13 protein-coding genes are annotated in these 16,531 nt (G+C 61.1%); 7 read left to right on the plus strand and 6 right to left on the minus strand.

The features are described 5' to 3' along the window. Positions 1-170 precede the first annotated feature (170 nt). The 3 genes from HHJ18_RS04045 to HHJ18_RS04055 are packed head-to-tail and all read right to left on the minus strand — an operon-like array spanning position 171 to position 3,253. On the minus strand, positions 171-851 hold the full coding sequence (locus HHJ18_RS04045) for a response regulator transcription factor (RefSeq protein ID WP_296911753.1): 681 nt from the start codon (positions 849-851) through the stop codon (positions 171-173). Position 852: 1 nt separating this feature from the next. Beyond that, positions 853-2,451, minus strand: a complete 1,599-nt coding sequence (locus tag HHJ18_RS04050) for a HAMP domain-containing sensor histidine kinase (RefSeq protein ID WP_296911755.1) — start codon at positions 2,449-2,451, stop codon at positions 853-855. Between the two features lie 49 nt (positions 2,452-2,500). Next, positions 2,501-3,253 (minus strand): SDR family oxidoreductase, encoded by a 753-nt coding sequence (locus tag HHJ18_RS04055; RefSeq protein WP_296911757.1) that lies wholly within the window; start codon positions 3,251-3,253, stop codon positions 2,501-2,503. Positions 3,254-3,495: 242 nt separating this feature from the next. Between HHJ18_RS04055 and kynB the strand changes: the two genes are divergently transcribed. The 3 genes from kynB to kynA all read left to right on the plus strand — a co-directional run bounded on the left by kynB (position 3,496) and on the right by kynA (position 6,404). Continuing rightward, on the plus strand, positions 3,496-4,119 hold the full coding sequence (gene kynB, locus HHJ18_RS04060; protein ID WP_296911926.1) for an arylformamidase: 624 nt from the start codon (positions 3,496-3,498) through the stop codon (positions 4,117-4,119). A gap of 47 nt (positions 4,120-4,166) precedes the next feature. Continuing rightward, on the plus strand, positions 4,167-5,444 hold the full coding sequence (gene kynU, locus HHJ18_RS04065) for a kynureninase (protein ID WP_296911759.1): 1,278 nt from the start codon (positions 4,167-4,169) through the stop codon (positions 5,442-5,444). A gap of 114 nt (positions 5,445-5,558) precedes the next feature. Continuing rightward, entirely contained in the window at positions 5,559-6,404 is an 846-nt protein-coding gene (gene kynA, locus HHJ18_RS04070) for a tryptophan 2,3-dioxygenase (protein WP_296911761.1), read from the plus strand. A gap of 137 nt (positions 6,405-6,541) precedes the next feature. Here the strand turns inward: kynA and HHJ18_RS04075 are convergent, their stop codons facing one another. Further along, the gene (locus tag HHJ18_RS04075) at positions 6,542-7,549 is read right to left on the minus strand and encodes a metal-dependent hydrolase (RefSeq protein ID WP_296911763.1); all 1,008 of its coding nucleotides are present in this window, start codon (positions 7,547-7,549) and stop codon (positions 6,542-6,544) included. A 95-nt stretch (positions 7,550-7,644) separates the two neighbouring features. On the opposite strand from HHJ18_RS04075, the gene HHJ18_RS04080 reads away from it, so the two are divergent. Continuing rightward, complete coding sequence (locus HHJ18_RS04080) at positions 7,645-8,040, plus strand: hypothetical protein (protein WP_296911765.1); 396 nt, start codon at positions 7,645-7,647, stop codon at positions 8,038-8,040. Between the two features lie 390 nt (positions 8,041-8,430). Then, positions 8,431-9,210: a lytic transglycosylase domain-containing protein gene (locus HHJ18_RS04085; RefSeq protein ID WP_296911767.1), complete on the plus strand. Its 780-nt coding sequence runs from the start codon at positions 8,431-8,433 to the stop codon at positions 9,208-9,210. A gap of 506 nt (positions 9,211-9,716) precedes the next feature. Here the strand turns inward: HHJ18_RS04085 and HHJ18_RS04090 are convergent. Both HHJ18_RS04090 and HHJ18_RS04095 read right to left on the minus strand, forming a co-directional pair. Beyond that, on the minus strand, positions 9,717-10,937 hold the full coding sequence (locus tag HHJ18_RS04090; protein ID WP_296911928.1) for an FAD-dependent monooxygenase: 1,221 nt from the start codon (positions 10,935-10,937) through the stop codon (positions 9,717-9,719). 70 nt (positions 10,938-11,007) lie between these two features. Beyond that, on the minus strand, positions 11,008-13,932 hold the full coding sequence (locus tag HHJ18_RS04095) for an aconitate hydratase (RefSeq protein WP_296911769.1): 2,925 nt from the start codon (positions 13,930-13,932) through the stop codon (positions 11,008-11,010). A gap of 555 nt (positions 13,933-14,487) precedes the next feature. Between HHJ18_RS04095 and HHJ18_RS04100 the strand changes: the two genes are divergently transcribed. After that, entirely contained in the window at positions 14,488-14,988 is a 501-nt protein-coding gene (locus tag HHJ18_RS04100; RefSeq protein ID WP_296911771.1) for a pyridoxamine 5'-phosphate oxidase family protein, read from the plus strand. Between the two features lie 106 nt (positions 14,989-15,094). After that, the gene (gene yegQ, locus HHJ18_RS04105; RefSeq protein ID WP_296911773.1) at positions 15,095-16,462 is read left to right on the plus strand and encodes a tRNA 5-hydroxyuridine modification protein YegQ; all 1,368 of its coding nucleotides are present in this window, start codon (positions 15,095-15,097) and stop codon (positions 16,460-16,462) included. Positions 16,463-16,531 lie beyond the last annotated feature (69 nt).

A 16,531-nucleotide genomic window follows, 5' to 3' on the forward strand; every position in this document is an offset into this window, starting at 1 on the left:
CGCTGAAAGGCTGCTTTTTTCTGCACCCCACCAACACCCTGAATTAAATCGACCTATATGAAACCTGCCATGACTGCAGCATTAACTGCAGCTGACACTTATATGAACGGAAAATGACAAACCCCGGCAGTGATAGTGAAAGCTATTTAATCTATGCTGCAAATGCAGGATCAGCTTTCCGCATCAATTTTGTAGCCCAACCCGCGCACCGTTTTAATCAGCTGCAAAGCATGACCGGAGTCCACCTTGGCACGCAGGCGGCTGACATACACATCAACGACATTGGTAAGAGGGTCTTCATTGACCCCCCACACATTCGAAAGAATGCGTTCACGGCTGTACAGGCGGCCCGGGTAACGCATGAGCAATTCAAGCATTGCAAGCTCCCTGGCAGTGAGGCTGACAAATCGGCCAGCGCGCTCGACCCGCATTTTTTCGCGGTCGAACACCAGATCACCGACCGTCAACAGGCTGATCACCTCGGTCAACTGACCACTCCTGCGGTGCAACGCGTCGATGCGTGCCAGCAGCTCCTCGAAGGCAAATGGCTTGGTGAGGTAGTCGTCAGCCCCGCAACGCAGGCCTGACACGCGGTTTTCGACGGTAGACAAGGCCGTTAGCATCAGGACCGGCGTGTTGCGTCTTTCGCCCCGCAGTGTCTGACACAGTTCAATGCCGTCAATCCCCGGCAGCATCACGTCAAGCAAAATAATGCTGTACTCACTGCTCCTGGCCAAGGCCAGGCCTTCAATACCGTTCTTGGCCAATTGAACCGTGTGACGCTCCGCCCGCAAGCCTCTGCTCAAAAAATCCGCCACGCGGCTGTCGTCTTCAATCACTAGAATATGCAAGCTAGGTACTCCTTGACAGTCGAACGCATGCGCGGCAGCCAGAGCCGGATCGGTTTTCAAGACTGATATACATGCCCAAGGCGTCGGCCAGATTTTTTGCAATCGCAAGCCCGAGGCCAGCCCCATCAGATCGCATTCTGCGGGCCTGCACACCGCGAAAATTGCGCTTGAACACGTTTTCAACCTCGCCTTTATCCAGCCCGATTCCCGTATCAAGAATCAAAATATCCACGCCATCCTCCGAGGTCTCGATCTGAGTGGACACCACACCGCCAATACCGGTGTAGCGAACAGCGTTGTCATACAGGACCATCAAAATTTGAAGCAATTTGGCGGCATCTATTTTCACGATGATTGAAGCAAAAGGGATAGAAGCATTGACTTCATCAATCACTACGCCACTGCCTCGCGCGAGTGAACGAGTTTGTGCCAGAGCCTCCTCAAGGATGGGCGCGAAGGGCACGAAATCGAGCTTTATGTCAGCGGCCATCGATTGCTCGCTGGCAAGCAACAAGAGCTCGTTGACGCGCTGTGACAACTGACGGGTTGTCGATGCAATATTGCCGAGTGAGATCCGGTAATCCGCGGCCGGCTTGTCAATTCCACGCAGGGCGATTTCAGCCTCTCCCAGTATGGCGGTGGCAGGCGTGCGGAGCTCATGGCTCAGGTCTGCAAACAACTGACGCCTTCGGGCAGCAGCAGCTTGCAGTTGCGCGTTGGCATTGGTAAGCTGGGCAGTTCGTTCGCTCACCGCCGCTTCCAGCCGACTATTTTCCGCCCTGTCCCTGAGGCGGGTCTGATGAATTTCGAGTGCCATGGTGTTAAAGCTTTGCGCCAGCTGGCCGAACTCATCTCGACTGCGCTCGGGAACAGTGATGGGTTGCATCCCGGCGGACTGCTCTTTTTTGATCCGTTGTGTCCCCAGCAAAAGATCATCCAGTGGCTGTTTGAGATGTCTGACAAAATGCCATGCCATCGCCAGGGCCGCCGCGCAGCTCAGTAAAATCATGATCCCAAACACGACGTTGCTGCGTTGGACGACTGCGTCGGCGGCGGCGTCTGCCTGTTGACTCATACCTGACTGCTGGTTAATGGCTGCTGTTAATAAAACACGCACGTCACGGGTTTCGGCCATATCGAAGATGCCCAGCATCTCAGTCCAGATGTGCTCGTTATCTGCAGGTTTTCGGTCTGTTTGGGCCTGCACCACGCGTTGCTGAAAATTAGAAAAGTTTTTTTCAAGCACGTCGAGTGTGTCTGTGTTGTCAACACCCGCAAGTCGAAGCCTGCTTTCGCCCAGCAATCGGGTTTGCACGGCGCTCAGTTTTCGCAGCGCTTGAATATTGGTGCCAAGCCTGACAAGTAGAAGATCACGCGTCGTTGGCGCCGCGTTGCCGGTTAACAGCAGCTGCGCGTACCAGACCTTGAGCCGCTGTTTGTCTGCAGAAACATCGGTATAGCGAGTCAACATATCGTGGGCCACCCGACTGCGCAGCTCGTGGTGCTGCACCGTCCGCACCAGCCAGTACGCGGTCGCCGCCTGAACCAGCATCAGCCCGCAAAGGCATACGAAGGCGAGCACCAGTTTTCTTCGGTACATAGTTTGTTTTTACTTTTTCATTGTTCCCGGCAAGCTTGGCTAAGGATTGTCAACCCCGCCCCACAAACGGCATCTTGGTCGCCATGATGGTCATGAACTGAATATTGGTCGACAGCGGCAGTGCCGCCATGTGCACCACCGCATCGGCCACTTCACGCGCGTCCATCATGGGCTCGATGGCGATCTCGCCATTGGCCTGCGGCACGCCCTTGGCCATGCGCGCCGACAGCTCTGTCATCGCATTGCCGATATCGATTTGCCCGCAGGCTATGTTGTACTTGCGGCCATCGAGCGAGATGGATTTGGTCAGCCCGGTGATGGCGTGCTTGGTTGCGGTGTAGGGCGCTGAATTAGGCCGTGGCGCGTGGGCCGAAATCGAGCCGTTGTTGATGATGCGGCCACCCTGCGGCAGCTGGTCCTTCATCAGTTTGAAAGCACCCTGTGCGCACAGAAACGATCCGGTCAGGTTGATGTTGACGATGTTTTGCCATTGCTCAAAACCGATGTCTTCAAAACTCGACCCAATACCGCTGACCCCGGCATTGTTGAACAGCACATCGAGGCGGCCGAAGGTCTGCTTGCAAGTGGCAAACAGTGCGGCGACCGATTCGGGCCGGCTGACATCAGTGGCCACCGCCAGGGCGCGGTCGGTGCCCGACGCCTTCGCGACCTCCAGCAGCGGCTCGCTGCGGCGCCCGGCCAGCACCACGCGGTAGCCGCCCGCCAGCAGCGCCAGCGCAACCTCCCGGCCAATTCCGGTGCCTGCGCCGGTGACCAGTGCCACTTTGTCGTTTGAATTCATGGGGTGCCTTTGTCTATGAATGTTGTAGATGAAGCAGTCCATCACTGCCTGGTTTATAGATTTTGCCCGAGCCACTGCTGCAGCGCTTGCCCTTCCCGCCCGGCTCCAGGGATAGATTTCCCCAAAAAACTTTAGGTTTCAGCTATTTTTAGGATTGTCGGAAATAACCGACACCACAGAATTTTCAGCAGTGCTACCTTTGCACCATGGCTACCAATGCCCCCCGCTCTGCCCCCGCCCGAGTGCTGAAAATCTGGGACATCTCGCCTGCGGTTGACGAGCAGGCCGAGGTCTTTCCAGGCGACACGGCCTATTCGCAGCAACTGCACTTTTCGCTCTCGCCCGACTGCCCGGTCAACGTCAACCGCATCACGCTGTCGCCGCACACCGGCGCGCACGCCGATGCGCCGCTGCACTATGGCAGCGGCCAGGCCAGCATCGGCGAGCTGGCGCTGGCGCCCTATCTGGGCCCGTGCCGGGTGATTCACTGCATCGATTGCGGCCCGCAGGTAGAGCCAGAGCACATCGCGCATGCACTGGCAGACCTGCCGCCACGCGTGCTGCTGCGCACGGCGCTCCGCGCCAGCCAGTCCTGGGCATCATTTACGGCTGTAGCACCCGCTACGCTTGCGCTGCTAGCTACTAAAAACATAGCACTTATCGGTATTGACACGCCCAGTGTGGACCGCGTTAGCAGCCAGGGCCTGCCCAGCCACCAGCAGTTGCTGGCGCACGGCCTCCGCGTGCTGGAGAACCTGGTTCTTGACGACGTGGCCGAAGGCGACTACGAGCTGATTGCGCTGCCGCTCAAGCTGACGCGAGCCGATGCTTCGCCCGTTCGCGCCATCCTGCGCGAACTTCGATGAGTGCGCCATCCTGCGCGAATTTTCTTGAAACATGGAAGCTGCAGCCTATGTCCATCTCCCTGCAAGACTGCCGCGCACTGGACGCGCAAGACCCGCTGCGCGCCCTGCACGGGCAGTTCGTGCTGCCAGAAGGCCTAATTTACCTGGACGGCAACTCGCTAGGTGCGCTGCCCAAAAGCGCCGCTGCCCGCGTCGCCGATGCGGTAACGCAGCAATGGGGCCAGGGCCTGATCCGCTCCTGGAACAGCGCCGGCTGGATCGATGCGCCGCAGCGCCTGGGCGACAAGATTGCGCAACTGGTGGGTGCCGCGCCCGGCGAGGTGGTGGCCACCGACAGTACCTCGATCAATCTTTACAAGGTGCTGAGCGCGGCGCTCAATATCGCCGCTGAGGATGCGCCCGGACGCAAGCAGGTGCTCAGCGAGCGCAGCAACTTCCCGACCGACCTCTACATCGCCGAAGCGCTGTGCCAAGCGCGCGGCCTGCAGCTGCTGCTGGTGAAAGCTGAAGACATCAGCACAGCCTTGAGCTTTGACGTCGCCGTGCTGATGCTGACGCATGTGAACTACCGCAGCGGCGCCATGCACGACATGGCCGCCGTCACCCAAGCGGCGCATCAGGCCGGCGCCCTCGCGGTCTGGGACCTGGCGCACAGCGCCGGCGCCGTGCCGGTGGACCTGCACGGCGACAAGGCCGACTTCGCCGTGGGTTGCGGCTACAAATACCTCAACGGCGGCCCCGGCGCGCCGGCCTTTGTCTGGGCTCATCCGAAGCACGCGAACCGTTTCTGGCAACCGCTGGCCGGCTGGTGGGGCCATGCCGCGCCGTTCGACTTCACGCCCGACTACCGCCCCGCCGCAGGCATTGCGCGCTACCTGTGCGGTACCCAGCCCATCTTGAGCATGACGGCGCTCGAATGCGGACTAGACAGCGTGCTGGCAGCGCAGCCGCTGGGCGGAATGGCCGCCTTGCGCAGAAAATCGCTGGCGCTGACCGACCTGTTTATAGAACTGGTAGAGCAGCGCTGCGCCGGCCACGGCCTCGGCCTGGTCACGCCGCGCGAACACGCGCAACGCGGCTCGCAAGTCAGTTTCACTCGAAGCAATGGCGGCTACGCCATCGTGCAGGCGCTGATTGCGCGCGGCGTGATTGGCGACTTCCGCGCGGGCGACGGCGGCAAGCAGGAAGACATCCTGCGCTTTGGCTTCGCGCCGCTGTACATTGGTTTTGAAGACGTGTGGAACGCCGTGGAACAGCTCAGGCAGGTGCTGGAATCCAGCGAATGGCAGCAGCCCGAGTTCAACCAGAAGCAGGCGGTGACTTGACATGATTAACCCCCACGCTTGTCGCTGCACGTATTACGCTGCCCCCCGAGGGGGCTGCCTGCCCTTGGGGCGGCCCGGCGGCCAGGCAGCACGCCTTTTTCAAAAAGCATTGCCATGAAATCGCATTCACCCGAAAACATCGTGCGTGACGAGAAAGCCCGGCTCGACTTCAGCCGCTCCATGAGCTACGGCGACTATCTGCAGCTGGACGCCATCCTGGGCGCGCAAAAGCCGCTTTCGCCCGCGCATGACGAGATGCTTTTCATCATCCAGCACCAGACCAGCGAACTCTGGATGAAGCTGATGCTGCACGAGCTGCACGCGGCCATTGCCAACGTGGCGGCCGACGAGCTCGGCGATGCCTTCAAGAAGCTGGCCCGCGTCAGCCGCATCATGGAGCAGTTGGTCCATGCCTGGGATGTGCTGGCGACCATGACGCCACCCGAATACAGCGCGATACGCCCTTACCTCGGCAACTCCAGCGGCTTTCAGAGCGCGCAGTACCGCTGCATCGAGTTCGCGCTGGGCAACAAGAACGCCGCCATGCTGATGCCCCACGCGCACCGCCCTGACCTGCTGGCGCAGGTGCAGGCGGCCTATAAAGCGCCGTCGCTCTACGACGAAGCGCTGCGCTTGCTGGCCAGGCGCGGCCTGCCGGTACCCTCCAGCCACACCACGCGCGACTGGACTCAGGGCTACGTCGAAAGCGACGCGGTAGAAGCCGTCTGGCTGACGGTATACCGCGACCCCCAACAGTACTTTGACCTCTACCAGCTTGGCGAAGAACTCACCGACCTGGAAGACGCCTTCCGCCTCTGGCGCTTTCGCCACGTCACCACAGTCGAGCGCGTCATCGGCTTCAAGCGCGGCACCGGCGGCACAAGCGGCGTCAGTTACCTGCGCAAGATGCTTGACGTGGTGCTGTTCCCGGAGATCTGGAAGCTGCGTACAGCTTTGTGAGTTAAATAGGGCCCTAGCCCATATATGACGGGCGCAAGACGCTATGTTTTTAATAGCAAGTTCTTGTGTTTTACCTCGGCGAAAGCCGCACACTGTGCAACCTTGCGACGCCTGGCATGAATACCGGCGCTTGCCGCCTAGCCCGGCGAAGGCAGCGCCTCGCCCCACATGCGCCGCCACAGCCAGGGCAGCGCGGTGGCCAGGTCGGGGCGCTGGCTCTGCAGCGTTGGCGCATGGCTTTGCGGGGCGCGGGCGGCGCTGCTGCCCAGATCGAAGTGAAAGGTGTAGTCAGGCTCCTGACCCATGCGCAGGTCGGTGACAAACAGGTGTTCAGCGGACTGAGAAAGGCGGAAAAAGCCGTGGCTGAACGCCGCGATGCGCGCAACAGAGGGCTCCTGCCCATACCGGGTAATCAGCGCTGCGCCTTTGTCATGGGCGGTCCAGCGAATGCGCGGCGACGCGTCCAGCAGCGAATAGTGGCCTTCGAAATATTGGGTGGGTGTGGTGGCCACCAGTCGCCACAGCAGCGTGTTGAACGGCGCGGGTGTGACCAGCAGCGCACTGGCGGCAATGCCTTGCGTTTGAAGCGAGCTGCGCGCCAGGGTTGTGGCGTGCTGCTGCGCCGCCGCGCTCCAGCCCAGGTACAGCGTGGTGAGCAGCAGGCCGGCCGCGTTCCAGCGCAGGCCACGGCTGCTCTTGAGCCGCAGCGCCGCCACCACGCCCACGATCAGCGGCACGGTGTAGAGCGGGTCGATGATGAAAATGCTACCCACGCCAAACGGATAGTCGCTGAAGGGCTGCAGCAGTTGCGTGCCGTACACCGTCATGGCGTCTAGCAGCGGATGCGTGATGAGCGCCAGCCAGAGCGCGAGCCACCAGCGCTTGAACAGCGCTGCCTCGCCGTGCAGGCGCGCCACCAGCCAGGCCAGCGGCGGCGCAGTCAACGTCAGGAAAAACAGCGCGTGGCTCTCAGCGCGGTGGCGCGTCATGTTCAAGATCGCGTCGCCGTGGTCAATGAAAGCGTCCAGGTCAGGCAGGGTGCCAGCTAGCGCGCCCCAAAGCGCAGCCTTCCACACTGCGGTGCGACTGCCCATGACGGCCAAACCGACAGCCGAACCCAGCGCAATATGAGTCAGAGAATCCATGATGCGCAGCTTAATGCAGCGTGCTTGCACCCATGCGGCCTGCGGAATTGGACGGTACCTAAAATGACGCATACCATCAAGAAATGGAGTCTGCAATGTCAGGGCTGCGAATGCAACTGCGACTGGTCGCTTTTCTTGGGTGCCTGTCGAGCTTGGCCAGCGTGGCAAATGCTGCGGGAAATTGCGGCGCCGAGGTTAATGCCGACACGTTCACGACGAACGTTGGACCGCGCCATCATCCGGTCGGCCGGCCGCTGCCGCGCAGCGCGCAGTTCAAGCAGCCGACGTATTGCGGCGATGGCGTTTGGTTCTTCGACCTGAACCACAACGGCAGTCCTGAACCGGGCGAACCCAAGCTGTTTGGTCCCCAGCGCGTGATCGGCTGCAGTACTTGCCATGCCGACTCACCCGATGCGAAAACCGAGGCTGCGTCGAACGTCTTTTTGCGGCAGGACGTCAGTGTGTTGTGCCTGATTTGCCACAATATTTGATGTACCGCGTAAGGCGCCTTGCAAGTCAATTTATTGACGCAACCCATGTCAATACTGCGCACGCTGCTACTATTTTTATAGCGTATGAGTAGCGGTCAGCCTGCTGATCTAGCCAAAAAAGGGCAGACGACAGAAGCGCTGCAAACGTTACCAAGCCGCCGGCTGACGTAACAGCTAAAGGAAAGTGCAACACGGCCTAGCCCAAAAGCGGGGCTGGCAGTTAGCATCGGCCAAACCCACCGATGTTCCAAGCATTCCATGAACTCCCATCAGACCCTGCTCCCCCTGCCCGACGCGCGGCGGCTTTGGCGAGTGCCGGGTGGGCGCGGGGCGGGTTGGGCAGTGTCAATTGCAGTGTTCATCCTGCTGGTTCTGCACACTCCGCGAGCAATGGCCGACATCTGGGCTTTTATTGACGCCGAGCGCATACCGCATTTTTCGTCCACTCGCCTGGATGAACGCTATGAGCTGCTGCTTCGCGACAGCAAGGAAGTGGAACCATACCGGCGCATCGGGGCGGCCGACACCGCCCAGCAGGTTTCTGAGGAAGCCTACGACACGGAAGCTGGCAAGCCTGCTGTGGCTGCGGCCGACACGTCCAGCATCGGTGCGATTTCGCCCAGATTCCTGAGCTTGTTTGCGCGCTCAGAAAATTACCGGACCGTCAGCCCCTTGCTGCGCGAGGCCTCAAAAACCCACGGCATTGACTATTCACTGCTCAAGGCCCTGGTTGCCACGGAGTCCGGCTTCAACCCTAATGCCATATCACCGAAAGGCGCGGTGGGCCTGATGCAGCTGATCCCGCCAACTGCGCAGCGTTACGGCGTCACCGCCAGCAAAGGCAGCACGATTGCCAAAAAGCTGACCGATCCCCGGATCAACATCAAGGCGGGTGCCCGCTACCTGGCTGACCTGATCAGAATGTTTCCTGGCCGCCTGGACCTGGCGCTGGCGGCCTACAACGCCGGCGAAGGCGCGGTGCAGCGCGCCGGAAATAAAATTCCCAACTACCCCGAAACCCAAAATTATGTGAAGACCGTGATGCAGCTCCACACCGGGCTGGCGCCGCCTCCGGTCAAAACGGCGGAAGGGCGGGTGCGTGTGGAAACGCAGGGTGTGGGTATTGCGCGCGTCGACATGCCGCCGGTGCGCGAATCGCTCGATCCTTAGCGCGCGCTTATTGCCCGCACAGCAGAGCATTGCGTCGGGCCTGCTGGGTGGAGAGAATTACTGCCGCAGCGCCCGTCGAAAATGCGCAAGCAGCTATCTTTTTAATAGCAAATAAAACTTCAATCGAGCCACGGGCTTTAATCCCCGACATTTGCGCGTACGCCCGGCAGCGGCTCCAGAGCAACACGCCGGGTCATCATTTTGAGGATGGATGTGGTGTCTTAGGCGGTGGAGCCGACACGGCCCTTCTTCACATGCGGGGCCGATCAGCAGCGTGGCTGACTGGCTTTTATGGCTGGTCTGCGGTTGCTTGTTGTTGCAATGGCTTGGCCTGATTTCAAGTCGGCAGGCAACGATAGTGTTCGGCAGGGCTGGCCGCGTGAGATGGGCGATGCGGCGCTGGTTCTTCGAAGTCGGCTTAAGCCTTCTGTCAACTCGACAACGGAGACAAATACAGCTACAGCCCATACACAACGGGCGCATACAGCTATCACTTTAATAGCAAATCAGAAACCCGTAGGCGTTTTTCCATAAAGCCAGGGCAGATCAAGTAGCTTCTCGCCCAGCAGCCTGAGCGACGCATCGCGCGCCCAGCGCAACGGGCCACTGGCGTGAAATATCTGGCCGTTGCGCAGCGAGCGCGCCTGCACCTGGGCATTGCGCTGCCAACGGCGCTGAGCGTAGCGCTGCAGCAGGGCCGGCACTTCCACGGCCTGGTCTTGCGCCTGGGCCAGCGCCGAACCCAGCTCGGCCGCGTCTTCAATCGCCATGCCGGCGCCTTGCGCCAGATAAGGCCGCATCGGGTGCGCGGCATCGCCGAGCAAGGCAACGCGGCCCTGCGCCTGCTGCTGCGCGCCGCGCATGGGCGGGCGGTCGCACAGCGCCCACAAGCCCCAGCCAGCACCTGCCTCGCCACCGCAATCGGCAACTGCCTGGACCAGCTCACGCAGGGGCCAGGCGGTGTGCAGAAGCGCCGCCTGCAAATCGGTGGCGTTGCTGACGTGGTCCCAGCTTTGCAAGTCGCCATCGAGCTGGCCGTGCACGATGGCCACCACATTGAGCCATTCGCCGCCGCGCACTGGGTATTGCACGACGTGCAAGTTGGGGCCCAGCCAGGCCGTCACCTGCTGGCTGCGCAGGCGCTCGGGCAGGCTGGCCTGCGGCAGCAGCGCGCGGTAGGCCAAGTGGCCGGTAACGCGCGGCGGGCCGTCGGCCAGCAACTGCTCGCGCACGCGGCTCCACAGGCCGTCGGCGCCGATCAGCGCATCGCCCTGTACCTCCAGGCCGTCGCTGGTTTGAAGGGTGACCGCCTGCTCGCTGTCGGCAAAGCTGGCCACCGCGCTGTTCAGATTGAGCCGGACGTGATCACGCGCTTGCACGGCTTGCAGCAGCAGGCCGTGCAAGTCGGCGCGGTGGATGGTGGCGTAGGGCGCGCCGTATTTTTGCAACGCCCGCTGGCCCAGCGGCAGCACGCCAAGTTCGTCACCCGTGACCGCGTCGCGCACCTGCAAGCGGTGCGGAAAAGCCGCGATGCGTGCCAAATCATCCTGCAGCCCCCAACCGTGCAGCACCCGCACGACATTCGGGCCCAACTGGATGCCCGCGCCGACTTCGCCAAAGGCGGGCGCCTGCTCGAACAGGCGCACGTCCCAGCCCGCGCGGGATGCAGCCAGCGCCGCCGCCAGCCCGCCTATGCCGCCGCCGGCAATCAAGGCCTGCTGGATCACGCCGGACAAACCGCCACCATCCTTCGCCGTAAAGGCGCTCGATGATCCAACGAAAACATAGTCTGCGCGCTCATGCAGCCAACAACTGCCGCAACACAAAAGGAAGGATGCCGCCATTGCGGTAGTAGTCCACCTCGATGGGCGTGTCGACACGCAGGATCACCGTGACTTGCTGGCGCGAGCCGTCGGCGCGTGTGATGACAAGCTGCGCCTCGCTTTGCGGCTTCAACTCGGGGTGCGGAATCACGTCGATGATTTCCGAGCCCCTGAGCTTGAGGGTCTGCCACGATTCGCCCGGCTTGAACTGCAACGGCAGCACCCCCATGCCAACCAGGTTGCTGCGGTGAATGCGCTCAAAACTGCGCGCCACCACGGCCTTGATGCCGAGCAGCTGGGTGCCCTTGGCGGCCCAGTCGCGCGACGAGCCGGTGCCGTATTCCTCGCCGGCAAAAATCACCGTCGGCGTGCCCTCTTCCATGTACTTCATGGCGGCGTCGTAGATCGGCATTTTCTGAACCACGCTGTCTGGCGTGCGATGGCCGGGGTGGAACAGAGTCACGCCGCCCTCTTCGCGCGAACCCTCTTTGTCGGCAGGGATCATCAGATTCTTGATGCGCACATTGGCAAAAGTGCCACGCATCATCACGTCGTGGTTGCCGCGGCGCGCGCCATAGCTGTTGAAGTCTGCCTTCTGCACGCCATGCGCCTGCAGCCACAGGCCTGCCGGTGAGCTCGCCTTGATGGCGCCGGCTGGCGAAATATGGTCGGTGGTGATGGAGTCGCCAAACAGCGCCATGATGCGCGCGCTTTGCACCGAGATGCTGCCGGCCTCGGCCCTGGCCAGGGTGAAATCCTTGAAGAACGGCGGCTCGGCAATATAGGTGCTGGCCGGCCAGGTGTAAGCCGTGCCGGTCACGCCCTTGATCTTTTCCCAGAGCTGGCCCGGCTCGGTTTTGACCTTGGCGTAGTTGGCGCGAAAAGCCTCGCCATTCATCGCGTACTTCATGAGGGCATGGATTTCCTCGCTGCTTGGCCAGATGTCGCCCAGGTACACATCCTTCCCGCCTTTGCCTTTGCCAACCGGCTCGGTCATCAGGTCGCGCAACACGGTGCCGGCAATTGCGTAGGCCACCACCAGCGGCGGGCTGGCCAGAAAGTTGGCCTTGAGGTTGGGGTGAATGCGCGCCTCGAAGTTGCGGTTACCCGACAGCACGGCGGCGCACACCAAGTCAGCATTGCTGATGGCTTCGTTGAGCTCGGGCGTCAAATCACCGGAGTTGCCGATGCAGGTGGTGCAGCCATAGCCAGCCAGTGCAAAGCCGAGTTTTTCCAGATAAGGCAGCAGGCCGGTGGCCGTGAGGTATTCGGTCACGATGCGCGAGCCCGGCGCCAACGAGGTCTTGATGTGCGGCTGCACGCGCAGGCCAGCCTCCACCGCCTTCTTGGCCAGCAGACCGGCGGCCAACAGCACACTGGGATTGGAGGTATTGGTGCAGCTGGTGATCGCCGCTATCAGCACGTCGCCGTTGCCGACGGTAAGACCTTTTACATCTTGTGTTGCCGGGCTCTGGCTGCTGGCTGCCTCGCCGCTCTGTTCATGCGCCGTCGCCAACGTCGGGCGATTCCCCTCCATTTCCACCACGGAGCGCGCCGCGCCCGCCGGGGTGGGCGGCGCGGCGGGCAAGACATCGGGCCGGCCTTCGACGCTGTGACCTACCAGATGGCGCGTCTTCAAAATAGCAGCGGGCTGGTTAAAACCGTTTTCTGCAATCGGCTTGCTAAACAGCGATTCAAACTGTTGTGCAACCTGGCCCAGCTCGATGCGATCTTGCGGCCGCTTCGGGCCGGCCAGGCTGGGCGTGACATCGCCCAGGTCCAGCCTGACCACCTGCGAGTAATCGATCTCTCCGGCCCTGGCCACGCCAAACAGACCCTGCGCCTTGAAATAAGCCTCAAAGGCTTCTATCTCTTCGGTGCTGCGGCCAGTGCCCTTGAAGTAGTCAATCGTCTTTTCGTCCACCGGGAAGAATCCCATGGTGGCGCCGTATTCGGGCGCCATGTTGCCAATGGTGGCGCGGTCAGGCAGCGCCAGGGTGCGCGTGCCTTCGCCAAAAAATTCGACAAACTTGCCCACCACTTTTTCACGTCTCAAGGTTTCCGTCACGCGCAGCACCAGGTCGGTGGCGGTGACGCCCTCGCGCAGCCGGCCGCTCAGCTCCATGCCGACCACGTCGGGCGTGAGGAAGTACACCGGCTGGCCCAGCATGGCGGCCTCGGCCTCGATGCCGCCTACGCCCCAGCCCACCACGCCAATGCCGTTGATCATGGTGGTGTGGCTGTCGGTACCGACCAATGAATCGGCGTAAAAAACGCCGTCTTTGTTTTGATGCACACCGCGCGCCAGATATTCAAGATTGACCTGGTGCACGATGCCAAAGCCCGGCGGCACCACGCCAAAGGTGTCAAAGGCCTGCATGCCCCATTTCATGAATTCGTAGCGCTCCTGGTTGCGCTTAAATTCGAGCTTCATGTTCAGGTCCAGCGAGTTTTTCTTGCCGTAGTGATCGACCATGATGGAGTGGTCGACCACCAGGTCGACCGGCACCAGCGGCTCGATCAATTCCGGGTTCTTTCCCAGCCGCGCCGCAACGCTGCGCATGGCGGCCAGGTCGGCCAGCAGCGGCACGCCGGTAAAGTCTTGCAGCACCACGCGCGACACGACAAACGGGATTTCCTGCGAACGCACGCCGCCAGTTTGCCAGTTGGCAAGCTCGCTGACATGCGCCGCCGTGACTTTTTGGCCGTCGCAGTTGCGCAGCACCGACTCCAGCACAATGCGCAGCGAAACCGGCAGGCGGGAAATCCTGGGGAACTGCTTGGCCAGTTCGGGCAGGGAATAAAACTTGCCCGTTTTCCCCGGGGTGATCTTGAAGGTTTTGAGGGTGGCTGCGAATGCGTGGCTGCCTGGGCGCACGGGGGCAGGCATCTGGGTCATGGCGAACTCCTTTTATTAAACAAGCAGCCTCCATTCTGGCAGGCGATGGGCCGGTGCGAAAGCGTTGGCAGGCCCGGGCTTGTGCCACCGGGCGGCAGCACCGCCTTCCAAGCCAACTGGCGCTGGCGCAGAAAGGCAACATCTCGACACGTTCGGCGAGCGCCCCGGCGCGGTCGTGTTTTTGAGGCCTAGGACCCCGGCAGGCACGCTCAGCGTCATCAGCAGCACCACCACCAGCATATTTAGCTCCCCAGCATGTAGCGCTGCAGGAACTGGCATGAATAGACCTTTTTCTGCCGATGATTTCACGCGCCAGGCACTGCAGGCGCTGGTCCCGCAAGCTTGAAGACATGCTATGTCTTCGATAGCAGCTTACGCCCGTGCCTATTGGGCTACAGCGATTTTTTATCAAACCTTTCGGGTTGCGAGCGGTAGCCACCAACACGGGCCTGGCTGTCGGTGCGCACTGACAGCCAGCCACGGCAGCGGCTGATGACAGCAGCTGGCGCGCTCTTTTACGCTTAACCGTTGACCATCCAACATAAAGGAGTCCTCATGAGCAATACAACATCCGACCAGCAAACCCTTTGGGCGCTGATCAGGGACATCAAATTCGGCATGCTGACGCACCGCCATGGCAACGGCATGCTGCACAGCTTTCCGCTGACCACGCAAAACAAATCAATCGACGAAGGTGCAGCCCTGTATTTCTTCATTTCACGCAAAAGCGAACTGGTGCAAACCCTGCAGCAAGACAACAACGTCAATGTTTCGTATACCGATCCCGGCGATGACCGCTACGTCTCTGTCTCCGGCCAGGCGCGCATCAGCGAAGACGCCGCCAAAAAGGAGGCGCTCTGGTCTCCCATGGCCAAGCCATGGTTCGCCGGGGGTGTCACAGATCCTGACCTGGCGCTGCTGGAAGTCGGTATCAGCCACGCCGAGTACTGGGACGTGAAGGAAAGCAAGATGGTGCAGCTGGCAAAAATGGCCAAGGCAGCCGTCACCGGCAAACGGCCTGAACTGGGTGAGCACAAGGAAGTACGCGTTTCTTGAACTTGATGTGCCCAACTGGCGTTGTTGAAACCGAGTTTTCTCGCGCGACAGCCCGCCTGATTTTTCACTAAAGCTTGGCCAGCCACCCGAGGCGGACAATGGGGGAATGACGCTCAAGATCCCCGAACTGCTCCTGCCCGCCGGCTCGCTCGACAAGATGCGTGCCGCCTACGACTTCGGCGCTGACGCGGTGTACGCCGGACAGCCGCGCTATTCTTTGCGCGCGCGTAACAACGAATTTCGGCTGGAGCAAATCCAGACCGGTATAGAGGAGGCGCACGCTCGAGGCAAGAAGTTTTTTGTTACCAGCAATTTGCTGCCGCACAACGATAAGGTGCGCACCTACCTGCGCGACATCGAACCCATCATTGCGATGCAGCCCGATGCGCTGATCATGGCCGACCCGGGGCTGATCATGATGGTGCGCGAGAAGTGGCCAGCGGTGCCGATTCATCTGTCGGTGCAGGCCAACACCATGAATTGGGCGGCTGTGAAGTTCTGGCAAACGATGGGCGTGGCGCGCATTATTTTGTCGCGCGAATTGAGCCTGGACGAGATCGAAAAAATCCGCCAGGAATGCTCCGACATGGAGATCGAAGTGTTTGTGCATGGCGCCTTGTGCATGGCGTATTCGGGTCGCTGCCTGCTGTCGGGCTACTTCAACCGGCGCGACTCCAACCAGGGCACCTGCACCAACGCCTGCCGCTGGAACTACACACCGCAGGCCGGCACCGACGAGACCGATTCGGGCGAAGTTCAGCCCATCAAGCTGACGGGCGACTTCAGCTTTTCCGGCGAGCAGCAAGCGGCGGAAGAGTCGTTTTCAGCCTGCGGCGGCAGCCCGCGCCATCCACTGGCCGACGGCGTTTATTTGCTCGAGGAAAAAGAGCGCCCGGGCCAGCTCGTGCCCATCATGGAAGATGAGCATGGCACCTACATCATGAACAGCAAGGATTTGCGTGCCGTCGAGCATGTGGAGCGGCTGGTCAAAATCGGCGTCGATTCGCTGAAAATCGAGGGCCGCACCAAGAGCCGCTACTACGTCTCGCGCACCGCCCAGGTCTATCGCCGCGCCATTGACGACGCCGTGGCCGGCCGGCCCTTCAACCCAGCGTTAATCACCGAACTCGAAGGCCTGGCCAATCGCGGCTACACCAGCGGATTTCTGGAACGCCGCCCAGCGCAGGATTACCAGAACTATGAAAGCGGCAGCTCGGAAATGCGGCGCAGCCAGTTTGTCGGCGAGGTCATGGCCACGCAGGACGGCTGGGCCGAGGTGGAAACCAAAAACCGCTTTCAGGTTGGCGACACGCTGGAAGTCATTCATCCGGGTGGCAACCGCCACGTGCAGGTTACGCAGATGAAAAATCTGGAGGGTGAAGAAATCAGCGTCGCCTCGGGCAACCCGCTGCGCGTGTGGATTCCGCTGAAAGCGCCCGCCGACGGGGCATTGCTGGCGCGCTTGTTTGAATGAACGATATTGGGAGCGCTACATTCGTGATGAACGGCATCTGCAGGTCATCATTCACTACATTCATGGAAA

This window comes from Polaromonas sp. (assembly GCF_012927455.1).
In the GTDB taxonomy this organism is placed as follows: Bacteria; Pseudomonadota; Gammaproteobacteria; order Burkholderiales; family Burkholderiaceae_C; genus Polaromonas.

Bases quoted from the DNA above. Each gene is read 5' to 3' on its own strand.
- HHJ18_RS04050 (WP_296911755.1), bottom strand. From the start codon at position 2,451: ATGTACCGAAGAAAACTGGTGCTCGCCTTCGTATGCCTTTGCGGGCTG.
- HHJ18_RS04055 (WP_296911757.1), bottom strand. From the start codon at position 3,253: ATGAATTCAAACGACAAAGTGGCACTGGTCACCGGCGCAGGCACCGGA.
- kynU (WP_296911759.1), top strand. From the start codon at position 4,167: ATGTCCATCTCCCTGCAAGACTGCCGCGCACTGGACGCGCAAGACCCG.
- kynA (WP_296911761.1), top strand. From the start codon at position 5,559: ATGAAATCGCATTCACCCGAAAACATCGTGCGTGACGAGAAAGCCCGG.
- HHJ18_RS04075 (WP_296911763.1), bottom strand. From the start codon at position 7,549: ATGGATTCTCTGACTCATATTGCGCTGGGTTCGGCTGTCGGTTTGGCC.
- HHJ18_RS04080 (WP_296911765.1), top strand. From the start codon at position 7,645: ATGTCAGGGCTGCGAATGCAACTGCGACTGGTCGCTTTTCTTGGGTGC.
- HHJ18_RS04085 (WP_296911767.1), top strand. From the start codon at position 8,431: ATGGCCGACATCTGGGCTTTTATTGACGCCGAGCGCATACCGCATTTT.
- HHJ18_RS04095 (WP_296911769.1), bottom strand. From the start codon at position 13,932: ATGACCCAGATGCCTGCCCCCGTGCGCCCAGGCAGCCACGCATTCGCA.
- HHJ18_RS04100 (WP_296911771.1), top strand. From the start codon at position 14,488: ATGAGCAATACAACATCCGACCAGCAAACCCTTTGGGCGCTGATCAGG.
- yegQ (WP_296911773.1), top strand. From the start codon at position 15,095: ATGACGCTCAAGATCCCCGAACTGCTCCTGCCCGCCGGCTCGCTCGAC.